Annotated in this window: 13 protein-coding genes; 1 reads left to right on the top strand and 12 read right to left on the bottom strand. The window is 25.9% G+C overall.

Translation table 11 applies throughout. The features are described from left to right. Positions 1–3: 3 nt before the first annotated feature. From AC4FQV_RS03410 to uraA, 3 genes are all read right to left on the bottom strand, one after another. Positions 4–291 carry a thiamine-binding protein gene (locus AC4FQV_RS03410; protein ID WP_491164452.1) on the bottom strand — a complete coding sequence of 96 codons (288 nt, stop codon included), beginning with the start codon at positions 289–291 and terminating at the stop codon, positions 4–6. Between the two features lie 155 nt (positions 292–446). Continuing rightward, a complete protein-coding gene (locus tag AC4FQV_RS03405; protein ID WP_491138844.1) occupies positions 447–1,460 on the bottom strand; it encodes a resuscitation-promoting factor in 1,014 nt (337 codons plus the stop codon). 670 nt (positions 1,461–2,130) lie between these two features. Next, positions 2,131–3,420, bottom strand: coding sequence for a uracil permease (gene uraA / locus AC4FQV_RS03400; protein WP_491164450.1), 1,290 nt, complete (start codon positions 3,418–3,420; stop codon positions 2,131–2,133). A gap of 187 nt (positions 3,421–3,607) precedes the next feature. Here uraA and AC4FQV_RS03395 point away from each other — a divergent pair, with 187 nt between their 5' ends. Beyond that, positions 3,608–5,191, top strand: coding sequence for an ABC-F family ATP-binding cassette domain-containing protein (locus tag AC4FQV_RS03395; protein WP_491138847.1), 1,584 nt, complete (start codon positions 3,608–3,610; stop codon positions 5,189–5,191). 26 nt (positions 5,192–5,217) lie between these two features. On the opposite strand, the gene AC4FQV_RS03390 is transcribed toward AC4FQV_RS03395, so the two are convergent. From AC4FQV_RS03390 to AC4FQV_RS03350, 9 genes are all read right to left on the bottom strand, one after another. Continuing rightward, on the bottom strand, positions 5,218–6,180 hold the full coding sequence (locus AC4FQV_RS03390; RefSeq protein ID WP_491164447.1) for a polysaccharide deacetylase family protein: 963 nt from the start codon (positions 6,178–6,180) through the stop codon (positions 5,218–5,220). 185 nt (positions 6,181–6,365) lie between these two features. Continuing rightward, positions 6,366–8,063, bottom strand: coding sequence for an exo-alpha-sialidase (locus tag AC4FQV_RS03385; RefSeq protein ID WP_491164444.1), 1,698 nt, complete (start codon positions 8,061–8,063; stop codon positions 6,366–6,368). Positions 8,064–8,253: 190 nt separating this feature from the next. Then, on the bottom strand, positions 8,254–10,440 hold the full coding sequence (locus tag AC4FQV_RS03380) for a DNA topoisomerase III (protein WP_491164442.1): 2,187 nt from the start codon (positions 10,438–10,440) through the stop codon (positions 8,254–8,256). 136 nt (positions 10,441–10,576) lie between these two features. Continuing rightward, positions 10,577–12,007: a PH domain-containing protein gene (locus AC4FQV_RS03375; RefSeq protein ID WP_491164440.1), complete on the bottom strand. Its 1,431-nt coding sequence runs from the start codon at positions 12,005–12,007 to the stop codon at positions 10,577–10,579. Between the two features lie 9 nt (positions 12,008–12,016). Then, positions 12,017–12,484, bottom strand: a complete 468-nt coding sequence (locus tag AC4FQV_RS03370; protein WP_491164438.1) for a PH domain-containing protein — start codon at positions 12,482–12,484, stop codon at positions 12,017–12,019. Between the two features lie 121 nt (positions 12,485–12,605). Beyond that, positions 12,606–13,007 carry a hypothetical protein gene (locus AC4FQV_RS03365; RefSeq protein ID WP_491164436.1) on the bottom strand — a complete coding sequence of 134 codons (402 nt, stop codon included), beginning with the start codon at positions 13,005–13,007 and terminating at the stop codon, positions 12,606–12,608. Positions 13,008–13,123: 116 nt separating this feature from the next. Then, positions 13,124–16,405, bottom strand: a complete 3,282-nt coding sequence (locus AC4FQV_RS03360; RefSeq protein WP_491138858.1) for a ligand-binding sensor domain-containing protein — start codon at positions 16,403–16,405, stop codon at positions 13,124–13,126. A gap of 82 nt (positions 16,406–16,487) precedes the next feature. Continuing rightward, entirely contained in the window at positions 16,488–17,588 is a 1,101-nt protein-coding gene (locus tag AC4FQV_RS03355; protein ID WP_491138860.1) for a DHHW family protein, read from the bottom strand. A 15-nt stretch (positions 17,589–17,603) separates the two neighbouring features. Further along, positions 17,604–18,971 carry an MBOAT family O-acyltransferase gene (locus AC4FQV_RS03350; protein WP_491164434.1) on the bottom strand — a complete coding sequence of 456 codons (1,368 nt, stop codon included), beginning with the start codon at positions 18,969–18,971 and terminating at the stop codon, positions 17,604–17,606. Positions 18,972–19,073 lie beyond the last annotated feature (102 nt).

Below are 19,073 nucleotides of genomic sequence, written 5' to 3'. Positions count from 1 at the left end.
TCTTTATCTGTATTTTAAGATTTTTTCATCCATTGTTACTCCACCTTTTTTATAATCAATTTTAACAATTGATATAACTCTACCAGCACCTTCTTTAAGACATATTTCTTGAGATTTTTTTACAATATCTAATAATGTATCTAAATCGCCTTCCATTGTAGTTTCCATAGGACCTACCTCAAATTTAACTCCTTGTGATTCAATATAAGAAATAACCTTATCCACAACTTCATAAAGTCTTGAATCTTCTACTGAAGGTAGAATTTGTAAACTAACATTGCAATTTTCCATAGTACTCAACTCCCATATATTTTAAAATTTATAAATTTATTTTATCACACAAAATAAAATACAAATTATATAGAAGCTTATATATATTATTTTATTATTAAATTTTTATATCTTTATAATAAAAAAACAGGTATAAAACCTGTTTTTTATCGTAGTTAATTTAATATATAAACGTCTAAGTTTCTAACGCCCCAGCTAGATGCTTCTGCCTCTGTATTAAAGAATAGATCCACCTTATTTCCTTTTATAGCACCACCAGTATCAGCAGCAATAGCATATCCATATCCTTCAACGTATAACTTTGTTCCTAAAGGAATTACATTTGGATCAACTGCTATTGTACTATACCCATTTGGATCTCTTAATACTTGCATTCCTGATGCAGTATATGCTTCTTTTGAATTTAAAGAATGATTATAGGCAGTAGATGTAACATTTATTTTCTTTTTAAAATTTATGCTTTCTCCACCTCTATTTAAAGTTTGAGCTTTTTGTGTCCCTTTAACAACTTCTTTATTAACAGGCTCCTTAACAACTAATTCCTGTATAACGTTATTACTCACTTCTTTTCCATTTTCATAAACAAGTTCACGGGTAACTTCCTTCTCCCCATCTTGTCCATCTGTTAAAACTTCTGTATACGTTTGTGGTTTATTCTCATCATTTTTAACTTCAGTTGTAAAGTCTATAGGTTGCATCTCTTTAACCTTCTTAACCTCTACCTTTACCACCTCAACGTTCATTCCATCTTTTAAATTTTCATTTTTGCTTGGTAGTATCTTATCATTTTCATCAAAAGTTATTCCTTCTGACTTTAACATATTCTCTACATTATTTTCAGCACTTACAATCTCTTTTTCGCCATCCTTTGTTTTTACTTTTACATTGACAGCCTTATTTACAGTGATTGTTTCATTTTTTGATATTTTACTTTCTAATGAAGGTATTACTTTGTCTTTAGGTGCTAATGTTATTCCATTATCGTGTAAAGCCCCTTGTACTGTTCCCTTGTAGGTAACAATCTCCGTTCTCTCTCCATTAACTACTACGTTAAGAGTTTTTCTCATTGAAAATACTACTATTCCTCCAACTATAACTAATCCTGTTAGTCCTAAAGCTAAGGTCTTATTTCTATTTTCCTTTGAAAACAACTTTTTAATATTCACCATATTATCTCCTCCTTCTGGCAAGTAAAAGTTTTAATCTTCCCTGCGAAAGTTATACGCTTTTTTTTATGTCAGAAGGGATTTTACACTTTCCTAAGTAAAATACATTACCTATTGTAACCCATTTGTAATTATTAATCAAATAGCCTATTTTACTCATATTCTTACTATTTCTATAAATTCTTAGATATAATGTGCAAAAACACAGTTTATTTCTATAAATGCTTTAGTATACTTCTTATACCTTTAAATAATGCATCCTTTTATTCTATTAATTAAAAATTCTGATAATTCCAAGCTATGATTTTAAAGGATATTTTAGAAAAAAATATATAATTTAAATACATTTATATCTTTTTAATGAATTAATTTCCATTAAAATCTTTATATATTTTTCCTATCCAATATTAATTTATTAAAAAAAACTTTTTACATTATATATATCTTTTTAATAAATTAATATTATACTGTATTTACGCTTATTTTTTGAATTGAAAGTAAAAGCTTCTTTTAATTCTTTATAAGTTAAATTTAAAAAGTCTTTTAATAAAGTTAGAACTTACTTTCTACATAAACTTAAAAAATATTGCTTAACTACATATATAACTTTATTAAAGACTAAAATAACTTGCTTTAAATTTAAAGCAAGTTATTTTTTATAAAAAACAATATTTTATTTTTCATTCATTAAATCCAATTTATCAAAAAGCATAAAGGATATACTTAAAATCATAGCTACTATAGTTGCAAGTCCCATTCCTTTAATCTCTATAGAGCCTAATTTTATTGCAATATTACTTAAACCAACTATCATTGTAACTGATGTCAATATTAAATTTCTTGATTTTGAATAATCAACCTTTTCTTCTATAAATGTTCTTAAACCAGAAGTTGCTATTGTACCGAATAAAAGCAAACTTACTCCCCCTATTACAGGTGTTGGTATGCTTCTTATAATAGCTGACAAGCTTCCTGAAAAACCTAGTATTATTGATAAAAGTCCTGCACCACAGATTACATAAGAACTATAAACCTTTGTTAAGGCCATTACTCCAATATTTTCACCATAAGTTGTTGTTGGAACTGAACCAAAAAATCCAGATATAATAGTTGATAATCCATCTCCTAAAAGAGATTTATTAAGACCTGGGTCTTTAGATAAATCCTTTCCAACTATACTACTTGTTACTACTAAATGACCTATATGTTCTGCCACCACTACAAAGGTTGCAGGTAAAACTGTTAAAATTGCAGTTAAATTTGGCTTTGCTATATGTATTTGCGGTAAAACAAATATACTAGCTTCTTTTACAGGAGTAAAATCTACTAGACCTAAGAAACAACTAAGTAGATAACCTGTAACTATTCCTATTAATATAGGTATTACCTTTAAAAAACCTTTTAATAATACAGAAGCTAAAATTACAGTTATTATTGTAACCATTGAAACTAATACCCAAGTTGGATTTAAAACCTTAGAATTTGATAAGCCTACTGGAAATCCTGCCATATCTGCAGCTGTTGGGGCTAATTCTAAACCTATTATTGTTACTATAGCTCCCATTGCAGCTGGTGGAAATAAATTTCTAATCCAATTAGTTCCTACAAATCCAACTATTAAGGCTATAAGTATAAAAACTAATCCTGAAACTACAAAACCACTTTGAACTTCCATAAAGGAATAACCTTCTCCAATTAAAAGTAATACTGGTGATATAAAGGCAAAACTTGACCCTAAATAAGCAGGAATTTTTCTTTTTGTTATAAAAGCATATAGTAATGTTCCTACTCCGTTAAAAAATAAAACTGTTGCTGGGTCAATATTTAAAAGAATTGGTACTAAGACTGATGAACCAAACATTGCAAATAAATGTTGGATACTTAATGGAACTGATTTTTTTAAAGGTAACTTGTCCTCTACTCCTACGACTTCTATAAGTTCTACATCTTTAGATTCTATCATTTTTTTATCCTCCCTTTTCTAGACTCTCTGGACTAGATTAAAAGTTTATATAAAATATAGCACACCGTTCATAATAATTCAATATTTTTTTATCTCATTTTATGTTATAATAAGTATTCATGTGCATAAAAATACTTTTTGCGCATTAACAATTTATTAAAATTTAAAGAAGAAAGGACAGAACTTAATGATTACAGTAAATAATGTAAGCTTAAGATTTGGCGGAAGAAAACTTTTTGAAGATGTTAACTTAAAGTTTACTCCTGGAAATTGCTATGGGGTTATTGGTGCAAATGGTGCTGGTAAATCTACATTTTTAAAAATATTAGCTGGTGAAATAGAACCTAATACAGGAGAAGTTTCAATCCCTGCTAAAACTAGGGTTTCTGTTTTAAAACAAGACCACTATAAATATGATGACTGTGAAGTTTTAAAAACAGTAATAATGGGAAATCCAAGATTATTTGAAATAATGGAAGAAAAAGATGCTTTATATGCAAAGCCTGATTTTTCTGATGAAGATGGAATAAAAGCTGCTGAACTTGAAGCAGAATTTGCAGATTTAGATGGATGGGAAGCAGAGTCTGAAGCTTCTTCACTTCTTCAAGGTTTAGGAATAGGAACTGACCTTCATTACAAATTAGTTAGAGACCTTAAGGGTGATGAAAAAGTTAAAGTTCTTTTAGCTCAAGCTTTATTTGGTAAACCTGATGTGCTTATCCTTGATGAGCCTACAAACCACTTAGATATAAAGGCTATTACTTGGCTTGAAAATTTCTTAGCAAACTTTGAAGGAACAGTTATAGTTGTATCTCATGATAGACACTTCTTAAACATGGTTTGTACACAAATATGTGATGTTGACTTTGGAAAGATTAAGTTATATGTTGGTAACTATGACTTCTGGTATGAATCAAGTCAACTTGCCCTTCAAATGGCTAAGGACCAAAACAAGAAAAAAGAAGAAAAAATTAAAGAACTTCAAAACTTTATTGCTAGATTTAGCGCTAATGCCTCTAAATCTAAGCAAGCTACTTCTCGTAAAAAATTATTAGATAAAATTACTCTAGATGATATTCAACCCTCAAGCAGAAAATATCCTTTCGTTGGATTTAAACCTGAAAGAGAAGTTGGAAATGATATTTTAGAGGTTAATGGAATATCTAAAACTATTGATGGAGTTAAACTTTTAGATAATGTAAGTTTTAGAGTTAACAAAGATGACAAAATTGCTTTTGTTGGAAATGAACGTTCTATAACAACTTTATTTAAAATAATAAACGGAGAAATGGAACCAGATTCAGGAGATTATAAATGGGGTGTAACAATAACTAAAGCTTACTTCCCTAAGGATAATACTGAGTTCTTTGAAAACTGTCAGTTAAATTTAGTTGATTGGCTTAGACAATTCTCAGATGAAAAATCTGAATCTTATCTTAGAGGCTTCTTAGGAAGAATGTTATTCTCAGGTGAAGAAGCTCTTAAGGAAGCTTCTGTATTATCAGGAGGAGAAAAGGTTAGATGTATGCTTTCTAAGTTAATGCTAAGCTCTGCTAATGTTTTAACTTTAGACCAACCAACTAACCATTTAGACTTAGAATCAATAACAGCTGTAAATAATGGTCTAGCAGATTATAAAAGCGTATTATTATTTTCATGTCATGACCACCAATTCGTTCAAACTATAGCAAACAGAATAATTGAATTAACTCCTGAAGGAATTAAATTTGATAAATCTTGTACATATGATGAATACTTAGAAACTAAATAAAAAAAGCGTGTTTAATACACGCTTTTTTATATATTATCTCCTATGGTTTTAAACTCATACCCATTCTCTTTGTAAAATTTTATTATTTCAGGCAATATTTTTACTGTTTTTTCCTTTCCAAAAGTATCATGCATAAGTAAAATAACTTGATTTTTCCCTTTAGAAGTTCCTTTTACATAATCTATCATTTCTTTTAAAGTGTAAGGTTTTCCTTCTGCATCTCCATTTAAGGCATTCCAATCTATACTTACTATATCGTTATTTTTTAAAATAACATCTAATTCCTTTAAATTTTCATCCTTATAATAGACTCTACTATTATACCCTCCTGGCATTCTTAAAACCTTTGTATCAAATTCTACTCCTAATACATTTTTCATTTTATCATTAGTTTTTTTAAATTCTTCCATAAAATAATTAACATCAGTTTTATTCTTTGGATATAATCTTTTAAAATTATGGGTATAACAGTGATTAGCTAAGGCATTTCCTTCTTTTATAGCTCTTTTTAATATTTCTTCTTCTTTTTTACCAGAATCTAGTCTAGAACCTAAAATAAAAAAAGTTCCTTTAACCTCTTCTTTTTTTAATATATCTAAAATCTCCTCTGTAAGGGGACTAGGTCCATCATCAAAAGTTAAAAACACATACTTTTCTTCTCCTAAATAAGAACCATCTATCATTTTACTAACATCTCTTACATTTACTGCATAATTCCTTCCTTCAAAAGTTAAATTACATCCTGGTATTATATCAGTTAAATTATAATTTGGTAACTTTACTGTAGCTTCTTCCATAATAACCTTTTTACTTTCAACCTTATTATATGTATGTCCTTTAACAATTTCTAAATTGCCATAGTTTAAAGCTAAATAAGAGCCTAAAAAGACTAAAGCAATAATAAAGATAAAAGTAAAAAACAAACTTTTTCTGCTATATGTTTTTTTTAATCTTTCTTTTTTCTCTTTGCTAAAAGTCTTCCTCTTCATACTACCTCCAAAACCTAATTATTATTTTTTTATTAAAAATACCTTAATAAAAAATCATCTTTACTCTTTATAAATAGTATTACTCAAAAGAAAGATTTATATTATTTTATAAAAAAGTAACTCTATCCTTTTTACTCATTTAATGTAAATAAATAAAAATTATAGAGTTAGTAAAAACATATTATTTATAACATCTTATCAATTTCTTTTAAATTTAATCTTAATGATTTTATAAAGGGCATATTATAATTTTTCTCCCAATAGCCATAAGAGGTTAATATATAGGTTCCATCAGGTAAAATTTCATTTCCAGCATAACCACAGTCTCCACCTTTTTCGCTATTTGTAAAGTCTTTCATAAGCCTTATTCTATACTGCCCTTCTCTGTTATGAACTAAATCATCATAAGTTCCTACCCAAGCTACAAAATCTCCAGCTATCCACTCCTTATAATCTCCTACCTTTTTAGGGTCTCTTATTATCTCTCTGAAAGTTATTAATATTCTTCCTAATGAATCATAAGTTGCTTTATGTCTCTCTCCCATTAAAGCTCCTTGCAATTCTATAGGTTCTGTCCAAGTTTCTCCTTCATCATTAGAAAATGAAATCATAGAATTTTTTCTTTTGCTTTGTGCTCTAGCTATTAAAGCCAATTGATTTTCACAAGGAGAACGTAATACTTCAATTTCACATAATTGTGCTTCTTTTTCTATTTTATCATGTTCCTTTAAAAGCCTAGAAGGTTCACTCCATATCTCATTTCCTTCCTCATCAAAGCTTAAATATGTCTTCCAATTATTATAACTAAGATCATGAAAAATCCCCATCCACCTATTATCCATAATTCCCTTATTATTTTTAACTCTAGTTAAACTTGCATGTGCAACTACTGCCTCATATTTACCTGTAGGAAAATAATGCTTAAATTCACTCCATGTTTTTCCATAGTCCTCTGAATAAGATGTTTTAAACCCCTTTTCCTGTCCTCTAGGAACACCTGAAATCATTTGTATTCTAATTTTTCCATTAGGCTTCTTTATTTTATATATAATAGGTGTTTCCTCACTTTCTTCCCAAGAAGAGGGTGTTTTTAATCTTTCACTCCAAGTTATCCCTGAATTTTCACTTTTCTTAAGAACTATAGAACCTTTTCCATGTCCCTTTGGATAAACAACATAAATAGTTTTATTATCATCCATTAAAACAGTTGAAGGATGCCCTAAATAAACTCCCTCTTCTTTATCAACTAATATTTGTCTTTCCTCATCCTTTGATAAATCTATGAAAGGAATATCATAGCCTATTTTAACATTCTGACTACTTAATGTTTTTATTTCATTTAAATCCAAAAATTTAAAATAAAAATCTAAATAATCTATTTCTCCTTCAAAAGTCTTTATAATTTCTTTTTTATTATTTAAGCTCCCACCTATAAATATAGAATTTAAATTATTAAGAAAGTTAAGATTTATACTATTATCTAAAGTTTTAATATTTTCCCCATCAATATATAGATTTATATGGTTACTTAAAGATAAAATTAATATGTGCCAAGAATTATCATCATATTTTTTTTCTGATTTCATATTAAAAATTAACTTTTTATTTTTTTTCATATAAAATTCAATTTTCCCTTTATTTAATCCTAAGGTTAATTCATCAAAAAAATATTTATTCTCTAATATGCTAAAAAGTATGCCATTATAATTATTTTCATAACTTTTAAACTTTATTATAATATTTAAATATTTTTTATTTTTAAGTTTATAAGTATCACAACTTATATCTAATATCTTTTTTCTAATTGGTGTAAATTTTTCTTTTATAGAGTAACTTAAAATTTCTTTTGTATCTAAGGATTTGCACACTTTTTTCTCAATCATATTTTCCTCCTAAAATTAATTTTTTTACTTTATAAAAATAAAAATTTAATTACATTATTAACTTTAAATATCTTTATATAATAAAAAACCATATTAAACCTTAAATAAAACCTATACTTTTTAATAAATATATATTTATATAAAACTTATAAATTTTATCAATTTAGTTTAATATGGTTTTTAAATTTAACTAATCAAATTTAAATCCACTTAAAAGTTCTGAAAAAGGATTATTAATATCTTCATTAGCTTCCTTTTTCATCTTTTGCATTATTTTATTTACTTCTCTTTTATTTGTTTTATTGTTATTTTCAAATCTCTTTTTAAACTGTGATTCTTTCTCTCTAAAATTACAATTTGCTCCTACACAAACATATATCTTTCCCTCACCATGTCCTCTAAGTTCTAATTTTCTTTTACATTCTGGACATCTAACATTAGTTGTTTTAGATACATTTTCTCTATAACCACATTCTCTATCTTGACATACATTCATAGTTCCATTTTTACCCTTTACCTCAAGCATATACTTACCGCATTGAGGACATTTTTTACCAGTTAAGTTATCATGATGAAATTTATTTTCTCCAAGCTTAACATCTTCAACTAAAGCAACAGTATAATTCCTTATATCTTTTATAAATTTTTTAGAATCACCTTTTCCTTTGCTTATTTTTTCTAGCATTTCTTCCCAATTAGCTGTTAATAAAGGAGATTTTAAATCTCTTGGAACTAAATCTATAAGCTGCTTCCCCTTAGATGTTGGAATTATTTCCTTACCTCTTTTTTCTATTACAAAGGAATTAAATAATTTTTCTATAATATCCGCTCTAGTTGCTACAGTTCCAAGGCCTCCTGTTTCACCTAAAGTTTTTGCAGAAGATTTATCTACTGAAATAAATTTTTGGGGATTTTCCATAGCAGATAATAAACTTCCCTCATTAAATCTTGAAGGTGCTTTTGTTTCTTTAGTTATAATATTAATCTTAAGAACCTTAAAAAAGTCTCCTTCCTTTAACTTAGGAAGCTCTTGCTCTTTTATATCCTCTTCTCCTTCATCATATACTTCTTTATCATAAAGCTTTTTCCACCCCTTAGATTTAACAACCTTTCCCTTTGCAATTAATTTTTCTCCCTTAACTTCTCCAGTTAAAGTTGTTTGTATATATTCAAAAGGTGGCATTAAAACACTTAAAAATCTTTTAACTACAAGCTCATAAACTCTTCTTTCATCAGAGCTTAAGTTAGATAATATTCCCTTTTCCTCTGTTGGAATTATAGCATGATGGTCTGAAACCTTATTATCATCTACAAAATTCTTATTTGTTTTTATAGGAGATTTTAATAACTCATTTGCTATAGTTCTAAACTCTCCTATAGCTACAGCCTTTAATCTATCTTTAATAGTAGATACTATGTCCTTTGATATATATCTAGAATCTGTTCTTGGATAGGTAAGAAGCTTATGATTTTCATATAATCTCTGCATTATATTAAGAGTTTGTTTTGCTGAATAACCAAAAATCTTATTACAATCTCTTTGAAGTTCTGTTAAATCATATAATTGTGGAGAAAATTTCTTCTTATTACTTTCGTTTATATTAATTATTTTTCCTATTTTCTCTTTATTTAAGTTTAAAACAACCTTCTCTTTAAAATCTTTATTAAAAATTCTTGAATTATTATCTTTATTTATCCAAGTAAAATTGCATTTATCCGTTTCTACCAATATTGTATTATACTCTTTCCCTTTGAAATTTTTAATTTCCTCTTCTCTTTGAACTATCATAGCTAAAGTAGGTGATTGAACCCTTCCAGCTGATAATTGAGCATTATATTTACATGTTAAAGCTCTAGTTACATTTAACCCAACTAACCAATCAGCCTCTGCTCTACATTGAGCTGCTTTATATAAATTATTATAATTTTCTCCAGGCTTAAGATTTTTAAATCCCTCTAAAATTGCTTTATCTGTTTGAGAGGAAATCCAAAGTCTTTTTATAGATTTTTTAATATGTGCTTTTTCTATTATCCAACGAGCAACAAGTTCTCCTTCTCTTCCTGCATCTGTAGCTATTATAATTTCATCTACATCTTTTCTCTCCATTTGCTTTTTAACTTCATAAAATTGCTTAGAAGATTTTTTAATAACTTTAAGTTTCATATGCTTAGGTAACATTGGAAGTGTTTCCATAGACCACGCTTTAAATTTATTATCATAATCCTCAGGAGATTGAAGTTCAACTAAATGCCCTAAAGCCCAAGTTATTATATATTCCTTTCCCTCAATATAACTACCCTTATTATTATTACATTTTAAAACCTTAGCTATTTCTCTTCCAACACTAGGTTTCTCTGCTAAAACCAATTTTTTCAATAATATCATCCTTTCATGACACTTCTATTAAAGGAAGTATCTTTAAAAAAAGGGAATTATAAAAGAAAATTATAATTACCCTTTAAGACTTTCCATATTCTATACTACCTTAAATATATTTACTTAACAAATAAATTTAAAAAGTTTTTTTAAACTCATTTTTTATTTTTTCATAAATATCTAGTTTTAAATTTTTTAATTTAATAAATTCAAATCTTTTCTGAGAATAAAATCTAAGTTTAAAGTTTCCAATTTTTTTTCGTATCTGAAAAGGGTTTGAAACTACTTTTATCCCTTCCATACTAGATTTTTTTATAAATATTTGCCTTCTATTTAAGGACTTGTAACTTACATAATAAAGATTTTTTCCTATACCTAACTTTGTATTTTTATATAAAAGACTTCTCTCAACAAATACTATAGGTAAACTTATAAAAAATGGCCAAAATTCCTTATTTATAAGAAAAATAATTAAACTTAAATATAAAGCTATCTGCATTGGAACTATAAAAAATCTTCTTCTTTCTTCCTTTCTTGGAGAGTATATTATTCCTTGAAAATTAAACTCAGGAATTAAATGCTTTAAGATTTCTCTATATCCCTTTTCATTACATAAAGGGAAAATAAGTTCCTCTTCCTTTATGTTATTTCCATATCCTACTACAGAACATTTTATTGTATAAAACTTAAATATTTGATTTATAATATTCTGCTCTATCTGCACAGCATGTACACTTTTCATAGGGATTGAATAACTTCTTCTTGTAATTAATCCATACTCAACCTTTAAATAATCATTATTTCTGTATATTGTAAACTTATAATACTTACATAAAATAGCTAAAACAGAAAAAGTCATTATTATTATTAAGAATATACTAAATAATAAAAGCATTGATAAAAATAAGGCTAATATTGTATTTCTAGATATAAGCCTCTCTATAACCATATCTTTTAAAAAGCTTACTAATTCATCATCTAACCCCTTATATATTTTACTCATGAAATGTATAGTTGAATATAAAACCCCAATGCCTAGTAATATATTATTTCTAAGCATAGATAGTAATATTAAATGAAGTGCTGATATATTATATCCTAAAACTTCATTTATAGATTTTTTTTCATGAATTAAGTGTTTCATTCTGTAACTTAAATTTCCATATAATAAATCTAAATCCTTCTTTTTAAATATCATTACAATTTCAGCATTTCTTTTATAAGAAGGATATACACTTTCTATTTTTATTTTTCTTAAATTAAATATTCTATGAAGCACACTTCTTTCAAGTTCTATTAAGGATATACTCTTTAGAGGAACTACCATTTCTTCTCTAATTAAAGCCCCTTCTCTATAAATTAAAAAGTTTTCTTCTAAGACTATACTTGTGTTAAACCATTTAATTATGGAAAAGGTTAAAATGCTTAAAATACAAATTAAAGTTATTATAAAAACATGCTCATTAAATTTTAAAGCTAAAAAGATTATTATAGGCCATGTAACTTTTATTAATTTAAAAAATATTATTAAAATTTTACACCAATGATTTTTTTTATAAAAATTCATTTTTAACTCCTAAATTCTATCTTTAAAAATATAATTAAAAGCTTCAAGTTTTTCACTATTAAGAGCTGGTATAGTAACCTTTCCCCCTGCTGTATATATTTTTATATTTTTTATTTTTAAAATCATATCAATAGGATCCTCGTATAAATTTATGTATTTTATGTTTTCCCTTTTTATAAATATATATCTTTTAAAAAATATGCCATATCTAATTTCTAGAAAATTATTAAATATAAAATAAGACCATGTAAAATAATTTATTACGGGAAATACTAAAACTATAAAAAAAGCTATAATCAAACCTATTCCTTTAAAAAAATTTATGTTTCTATATAAAAATGTACTTAAAAAGTTTAAACTATTAATACCTTGAACCCTTAAAAATATAACCTTTAAAAAGAAATATAAAAAATATAAAGCTAAAAATCTAATTATAATTTGCTTAATAATAAATAATTTGCTTAATTTATAATTCATCCACTCCTCCTTTAATAAAAAAACCTATAAGAAATATCTCTTATAGGTCACATATTTTAACCTTTATCTAGTAATAAATATTTTACCACATGCTTGTACTTATTTAAATCCTTATATATCTTTACACATTGAATTTACACTTTTTAAACATTAAATCTCTCTTAATATTAAATAAAATAAATTCTAAAAGTTCTTCATTTTTATTTTCATCTGCAAATTTTTTTATTTCTTCATAATTATCTAACAAAAATTCTATAATAAATTTTATCCATTTTAAAATCTCTCTCTCTTTTACCTTTTTATAATCATAAAAAATTGTTAAAATTAAATTTTCATAATCTATAAAAACACCTTTAATTTCTTTCATAAAAGAAAGAACCCTTTTAAAGCTTTCTTCATATTCTTTCTTTTCTCTTAAAGTTTTTAAAATAATATCATTTTTTAAAGTTACTCTTCCTTTTTCACTATATACAACCTTTATATTACAAGCTAACCTTATAGCACATCTTTTTAAATCTATCATAAATTCTCCTAAAAAAGCTTTTTCCTAAAATTTTATGAGTTTGTTCCTTTTAAAATTCCTAAAAAATAAAACTTACAAGAATTTATAAATTTAATCTTGCAAGTTTTATCTTCTAATTAGTTATCTTTATTTTGTTTTATAGGTAATGTAATTATAAAGGTACTTCCTTTATTTACTTCACTTTCAACTCTTATATCTCCATGATGTAACTCTATAATACTTTTAACTAAAGTTAATCCTATTCCACTACTTCTATAAGGCTTTTTAGCTTTAGAATCAGCTTGAACAAATCTATCAAAAATAGCCTTTTGTTGTTCTTTAGGTATTCCAACTCCAGTATCTTTTATTGAAATCTCTACTTTATCCTCTCCAACTTCTTTTATAAAGACCTCAATTTTTCCAGGCCCCTCAGTATATTTTATAGCATTAGATAAAAGATTTATAACACATCTTTCTATTTCACTTTTATCGCATTCAACTTCAAGTTCCTCTATTTCAGGGTCTATTATAATTTCTAAGTTGTTCTCTTCAATATATGATTTTAAGCTTAAAGCAGTATCCTCAACTAAAGAAACAATATCATTCTTCTCTATATTTAGCCTATAAGCCCCAGCTTCTATTTTTGAAGAATCTATTATATCATTTATTATTTTTAAAAGATTATTAGCATTATTTTTAAGAGTATTTGTATAATCTTCCACTTGATATTTACCTAAAATATCCTCTTTATTTTTTAATTTTATCAATTGAATTGTAGCTAATATAACATTTAAAGGTGTTCTAAGTTCATGAGAAAGATTTACAAAATAATCATTTTTAAACTTTTGTCTTTTTATCATTTCATCTTTAAGCTCTGCGGCTTCTTTATAAAGCTTTTCTTTCTCTTCATATAGCTTTTCTTTCTCTTTAGCTTCTTTCTTTAATTGTTCAGCTCTCTTTTTAACGGTTTTCTCTAAGGCAGTTACATAGCTCCACATTAGAAAAATAACTATTACAGCACTTGAAAAATATATTAAATAAGCAGTTGGAGTTCGCCAAGGAGGAGGATCTATTTTTAAATCTAAGGTTGTAACTGGAGTTAAGTCTCCATGATTATCACGAGCTCTAATTAATATTTTATAACTTCCAGAATCTAAGGTTGCATAATTTGCATTATTTCTCTTATTTGCAAAAACCCAATCCTCGTCAATACCTTCTAATTTATATTCATAGGTAATTTTATTTGTGTTTAAATAATCTGGTAAGAAGAAATCAATAGATATATTATTTTCATTATACTTTAAGCTAAGGTTTCCTCCATAATATGGATAAATTTTATTATTTACCATTATTTTATCTATAACAACCTTATTTTTATCTTTATCATCAGAAAATTTCAAAACATCTTTAGGATAAAAGGCAGTTACACCATTTATTCCTCCAAAAAACATTTCTCCATCACTACTTTTAAAATAAGACCTTCCATTAAATTCATTACTTTGAAGTCCATCCATAGCTGTATAATTTATAAATTTATTTTCATTTTGGTCAAACCTAGATATTCCATCATTCGTACTTATCCAAACATTATCATTTTCATCTATAAGTATTCCATATATAAAGTTATTTGATAATCCATTTATAACAGTATAATTTGTAAATGTTTCTGTCTTAGGGTCTAATTTGCTTAGTCCAGCTTCAGTTCCTATCCAAAGATTTCCCTTTGAATCCTTTGCTAAACAACGAACCCCATTATTTATAAGACTGTTATTATCAAAGTTATTATTTACATAACTTTTCAATATTCCCTTATCTTTATCAAACTTTACTACTCCTCCATCAATTCCTATAGTAATCCACAAAAATCCTTCTTCATCTTGTGATATACTAGTTACAGCATTTTCAACTATTCCTACGGCCTTAAATATGTTTGAGTAATCAGTAAAGGTTCCTGTTTTATCATCATAAGACTGCAAGCCTCCTCTTGCTCCTATCCAAAGCAAGCCATCTTTATCAACAAAGACATTTCTAGCATCCATCTTATTTCTCTCTTGCATATCTTCAGGATAAGGTATTCTTTGTACTAAACCACTTTCCTTATTTATCTTGTTAACTCCTCCTTGAGTAGCAACCCATAAATTATCTTTATCAGCTTCACATATCTGCCAAACAACATTACTACTTAAGGTATTTTCATCATTGCTATCACTATAAAAGTTTGTAACTTCTCCAGTTTTAGTATTTAGTCTATTTAATCCTGCAGAATTTGTACCAAGCCAAAGCATTCCATTAGAATCTTTATATATTCCACTCATACTATTATCACTTAAAGTATTTTCCTTATCAGGTTCTCTTCTATAGTGCTTAAAAGGTTGATTTGGGTTTAATAAGCTTATCCCATTATAAGTTCCAAACCAAATTAGTCCACTTCTATCTTCATAAGCCACTAAAACATTATCGTTAACTAAACTTGTATCATCATAATATCTACTTTCAAAAAGATGCATTTTTTTATCTTCTTTACTATATTCTAAAAGTCCTTTTTGAGTAGATATCCATAAATTGTCGTAAGTATCCTCATATATAGTATTTACACTTTCTGGGGCTATATTAAACTTTTCTAAATCCTTATCTAAATAAGTAATATCCTTATAATTGCTAGATATTAACATAACATTTTTGTTAGTAACTACCCACATATTATCTTCTCTATCTTTATAAATATTTGTTACAGAAGCATTATCCTTATCTAAGGTTTCATTTATAGATTGAAACTCCTTTGTATTTGTATTTATTACACTTAATCCTTCACTAGTTCCAATCCAAATATTCCCGTATTTATCCTCACATAAGGAGTTTATAACATTACTTTTTAGCCCTTTAGGATTACTATCTTTAAATAACTGCTTTATTTCTCCATCCTTTGGATTATAAATATTTAGTCCTTTTCTTGTAGCTATCCAAATAGTACCATCTTTATGTTTTAATATATCCCATATATTATTATTTGATAATTTGCTTTTCCCCTCTTCATCTTCAAACATTCTACTTACTTCATTAGTTACTACATTTATTTTGCTTACCCCTTTACTAGTACCAACTAAAATATTATCTTTATCATATTCCATTAAAGCCGATATAAAGCTTGAGTTTATACTATTTTTATCATTTACAAGTTCTCTAAAAACAACAACTTCATGCCCATTATATTTGTTTAATCCATCTGATGTCCCAAACCACATGTATCCCTTATTATCTTGAATTATTTTACTTACTGTAGATTGAGATAAACCGTCTTTTAAAGTCAGGTTATTAAACCGTAACTCTGACTCTCCTAAGGCAAATACGCTTTTAAATGGTATAAATAACATTATAAAAGAAATAAAAGCATATCTTATAAGCATTTTTCTAATATTCAATTTTATTTACCTCTCTAAAACTAAAATGACAATTTAATTTTCTCAAAAAAGAAGAATATTGTCAAACAATGTCATATTAATTTCAATATTTTATCTTTATAACATTTATATCATTAAAAAAATTCTCAATATTATAAAGCACTAGTGCTTCTTTAAAATTATTTTTTTTTATATAATCGCTTACCTTATATGGAAAACTTCTAAGGTCTATTACATGAATCTCACTAAAATTCATAGATAAAAAGGGAATCATAGAATTAGCAAAGGAATCTTTAAATACAACTAATTTTTTATCTTCCTTTATTTTCTTATTTTTTATAATGGTAAGTCCATTATTTCCTCTAAGGAAAACTGAATACTTATCTCTTGTCTTTAATTTTTCAAAATCATATAGTGTATTAAAGATTTTATCTTCTATACTCATCTTTATATTGTCTATATCATAATAAATTAAAGTATCTCCCTCTGAATAAAAACTCTTTGATTTTGAAAAATATGTTCCATAAAAATTTTCAACCTTATTTTCCTTTAATTCCTTTAAATTTATTTCTTTCATTCCTAAGGATTTCATATAAGCAGTATAAGCTAAATAAGCACCATAGGTGGTCCAATGATGGTCTGTCTTATAATATATATAATCCTTCTTACTATTTTTCAAAATATTTATTAAATCTATATTTATATCTTTATTACTTCCCTTATAAATTTCCTCTATAAGTTTTTCTTGATTCAAAAGCTCTATATTAAAGGGTAAATACTCTTTATATATTGTATAGGAATTAGGGGCTATAAGAGTTGTAACCCTTCCATTAAAATTATTTATAAAAGTATTTAATGCCTTTTTATTATTTTTAAATCTTTCTTCATCATAATATAAAGTTTTTTCAAACATATATCCCTTTTCTCCATAAATTATATTATTATTTTCTCTTTTTCCTAAAAAATATTCACTTATAGATTTTAAACTTATCCATTTATCTCTTAAGAAAAAGTTATCATTTATATAATTTTCATAATCCTTAACATAGTAACCCTCTTTAAAAGATTCTAGAGAAAATTCTGGTCTTTTTTGCAACTTTCTATTTTCTATTTCTGAAAAACTTTTTTCCTTTTCAAAAATATCTAAAAAAGTAATACAAAATAAAAATATAAAAAACATATAAAATATTGGATGTTTTTTCATATTTGCAAACTCCTTTTAAAATCTAAAATATAAAAAAGGATTATAAGTAGAATCTACTAAGTAGGAAATTGAAATAAAAAATAAACTAAAGATTATTATGGATTTCAAAAAATTATTTTTTTCTATATACTTATCATAAAAAATTTTTATAACCTTTGTAGAAGATAATATACATATTACAAAGATAAAAAGATAATTCATAAGATAATAAAGAAAATCAAAGGAAAAATTACCATAAAATAAATATTTCAAATCACTTAAATTTTCAAAAGAAAAAATAGCCCATCCGAAAAACAATAATATTATTGTATAAACATGAGATATAATCTTATGTTTTTTTAAGTAATCTCCTATTAAAAATTTTTCTATACAAATAACAATAAAAAAATAAAGTCCCCATATTATAAAATTATAATTTGCTCCATGCCAAAATCCTGTTAAAAACCAAACTATAAAAAGATTTCGAATAGTTTTTATTTTTCCTAATCTATTGCCTCCTAAAGGAATATATACATATTCCTTAAAAAATGAACCTAAAGTTATATGCCATCTTCTCCAAAACTCTGTTATGCTTCTTGATATATACGGGAAATTAAAATTTTTAGGAAATTTAAATCCTAAAATTTTTCCAAGACCTATAGCCATAGAAGAGTAGCCACTAAAATCAAAATAAATTTGAAAAGAAAAAGCAATAATAGATAGCCATAATAAAGGCGTAGAAACATTACTAAAACCAATATTTTTAACTTCTTCAAATAAAAGACCAATATTATTAGCAAGAAGCACCTTTTTACTAAGACCTATTATAAATTCAATAATTCCCTCTTCTACTTCTTTTATCTTAATATTCCTATTTTTAAGTTCTTCTTTTACTTCTCTATATTTTACTATAGGCCCTGCTATAAGTTGTGGAAAAAGTGATACATAGGCTCCAAAATTTAATATATTCCTCTCAGCTTCCACTTCTCCTCTATAAACATCTATTGTATAAGACATGGTTTGAAATGTGTAAAAACTTATTCCTAAGGGAAGAGTTAAACTTATAAAAGAAAAAGAAGTGTCAAGGGCTAAATTTATATTGTAAATAAAAAAATTAAGATATTTAAATAATATAAGTAGTCCTAAGTTAAAGGTAATTGAAAGGATAACTAAAAATAATGAAACTTCTCTTTTTTCTCTATGCTTATCTATTAATAAACTTATAGAATAATCTACTATTATAGAAAGTATCATAAGAAAAAAATATTTTACTTCTCCAAAGGAATAAAATATTAAACTTAATATAAGTAAAGATAAATTTTTAAATTTATTTGGAGTTAGATAGTATATTATAAATATTAAAGGCAAGAATCTAAATATAAACAAAATACTGCTAAATACCATTTTAAACACCCTTAAAATCTATTAAACTTATAATCTATAACTAGGATTAAACTTTATAATATTTTTAAATTTATAGTAAAGTTTAATCCTTATTAAATTTAA

The sequence above is a fragment of the Clostridium sp. TJA038 genome, from assembly GCF_058310255.1.
The sequence above is the reverse complement of the archived record's forward strand: the minus strand, read 5'-3'. Positions and strand labels throughout refer to the sequence as shown.

Bases quoted from the DNA above. Each gene is read 5' to 3' on its own strand.
- AC4FQV_RS03390 (WP_491164447.1), bottom strand. From the start codon at position 6,180: ATGAAGAGGAAGACTTTTAGCAAAGAGAAAAAAGAAAGATTAAAAAAA.
- AC4FQV_RS03355 (WP_491138860.1), bottom strand. From the start codon at position 17,588: ATGAAAAAACATCCAATATTTTATATGTTTTTTATATTTTTATTTTGT.
- uraA (WP_491164450.1), bottom strand. From the start codon at position 3,420: ATGATAGAATCTAAAGATGTAGAACTTATAGAAGTCGTAGGAGTAGAG.
- AC4FQV_RS03370 (WP_491164438.1), bottom strand. From the start codon at position 12,484: ATGAATTATAAATTAAGCAAATTATTTATTATTAAGCAAATTATAATT.
- AC4FQV_RS03410 (WP_491164452.1), bottom strand. From the start codon at position 291: ATGGAAAATTGCAATGTTAGTTTACAAATTCTACCTTCAGTAGAAGAT.
- AC4FQV_RS03405 (WP_491138844.1), bottom strand. From the start codon at position 1,460: ATGGTGAATATTAAAAAGTTGTTTTCAAAGGAAAATAGAAATAAGACC.
- AC4FQV_RS03365 (WP_491164436.1), bottom strand. From the start codon at position 13,007: ATGATAGATTTAAAAAGATGTGCTATAAGGTTAGCTTGTAATATAAAG.
- AC4FQV_RS03385 (WP_491164444.1), bottom strand. From the start codon at position 8,063: ATGATTGAGAAAAAAGTGTGCAAATCCTTAGATACAAAAGAAATTTTA.
- AC4FQV_RS03395 (WP_491138847.1), top strand. From the start codon at position 3,608: ATGATTACAGTAAATAATGTAAGCTTAAGATTTGGCGGAAGAAAACTT.
- AC4FQV_RS03350 (WP_491164434.1), bottom strand. From the start codon at position 18,971: ATGGTATTTAGCAGTATTTTGTTTATATTTAGATTCTTGCCTTTAATA.
- AC4FQV_RS03375 (WP_491164440.1), bottom strand. From the start codon at position 12,007: ATGAATTTTTATAAAAAAAATCATTGGTGTAAAATTTTAATAATATTT.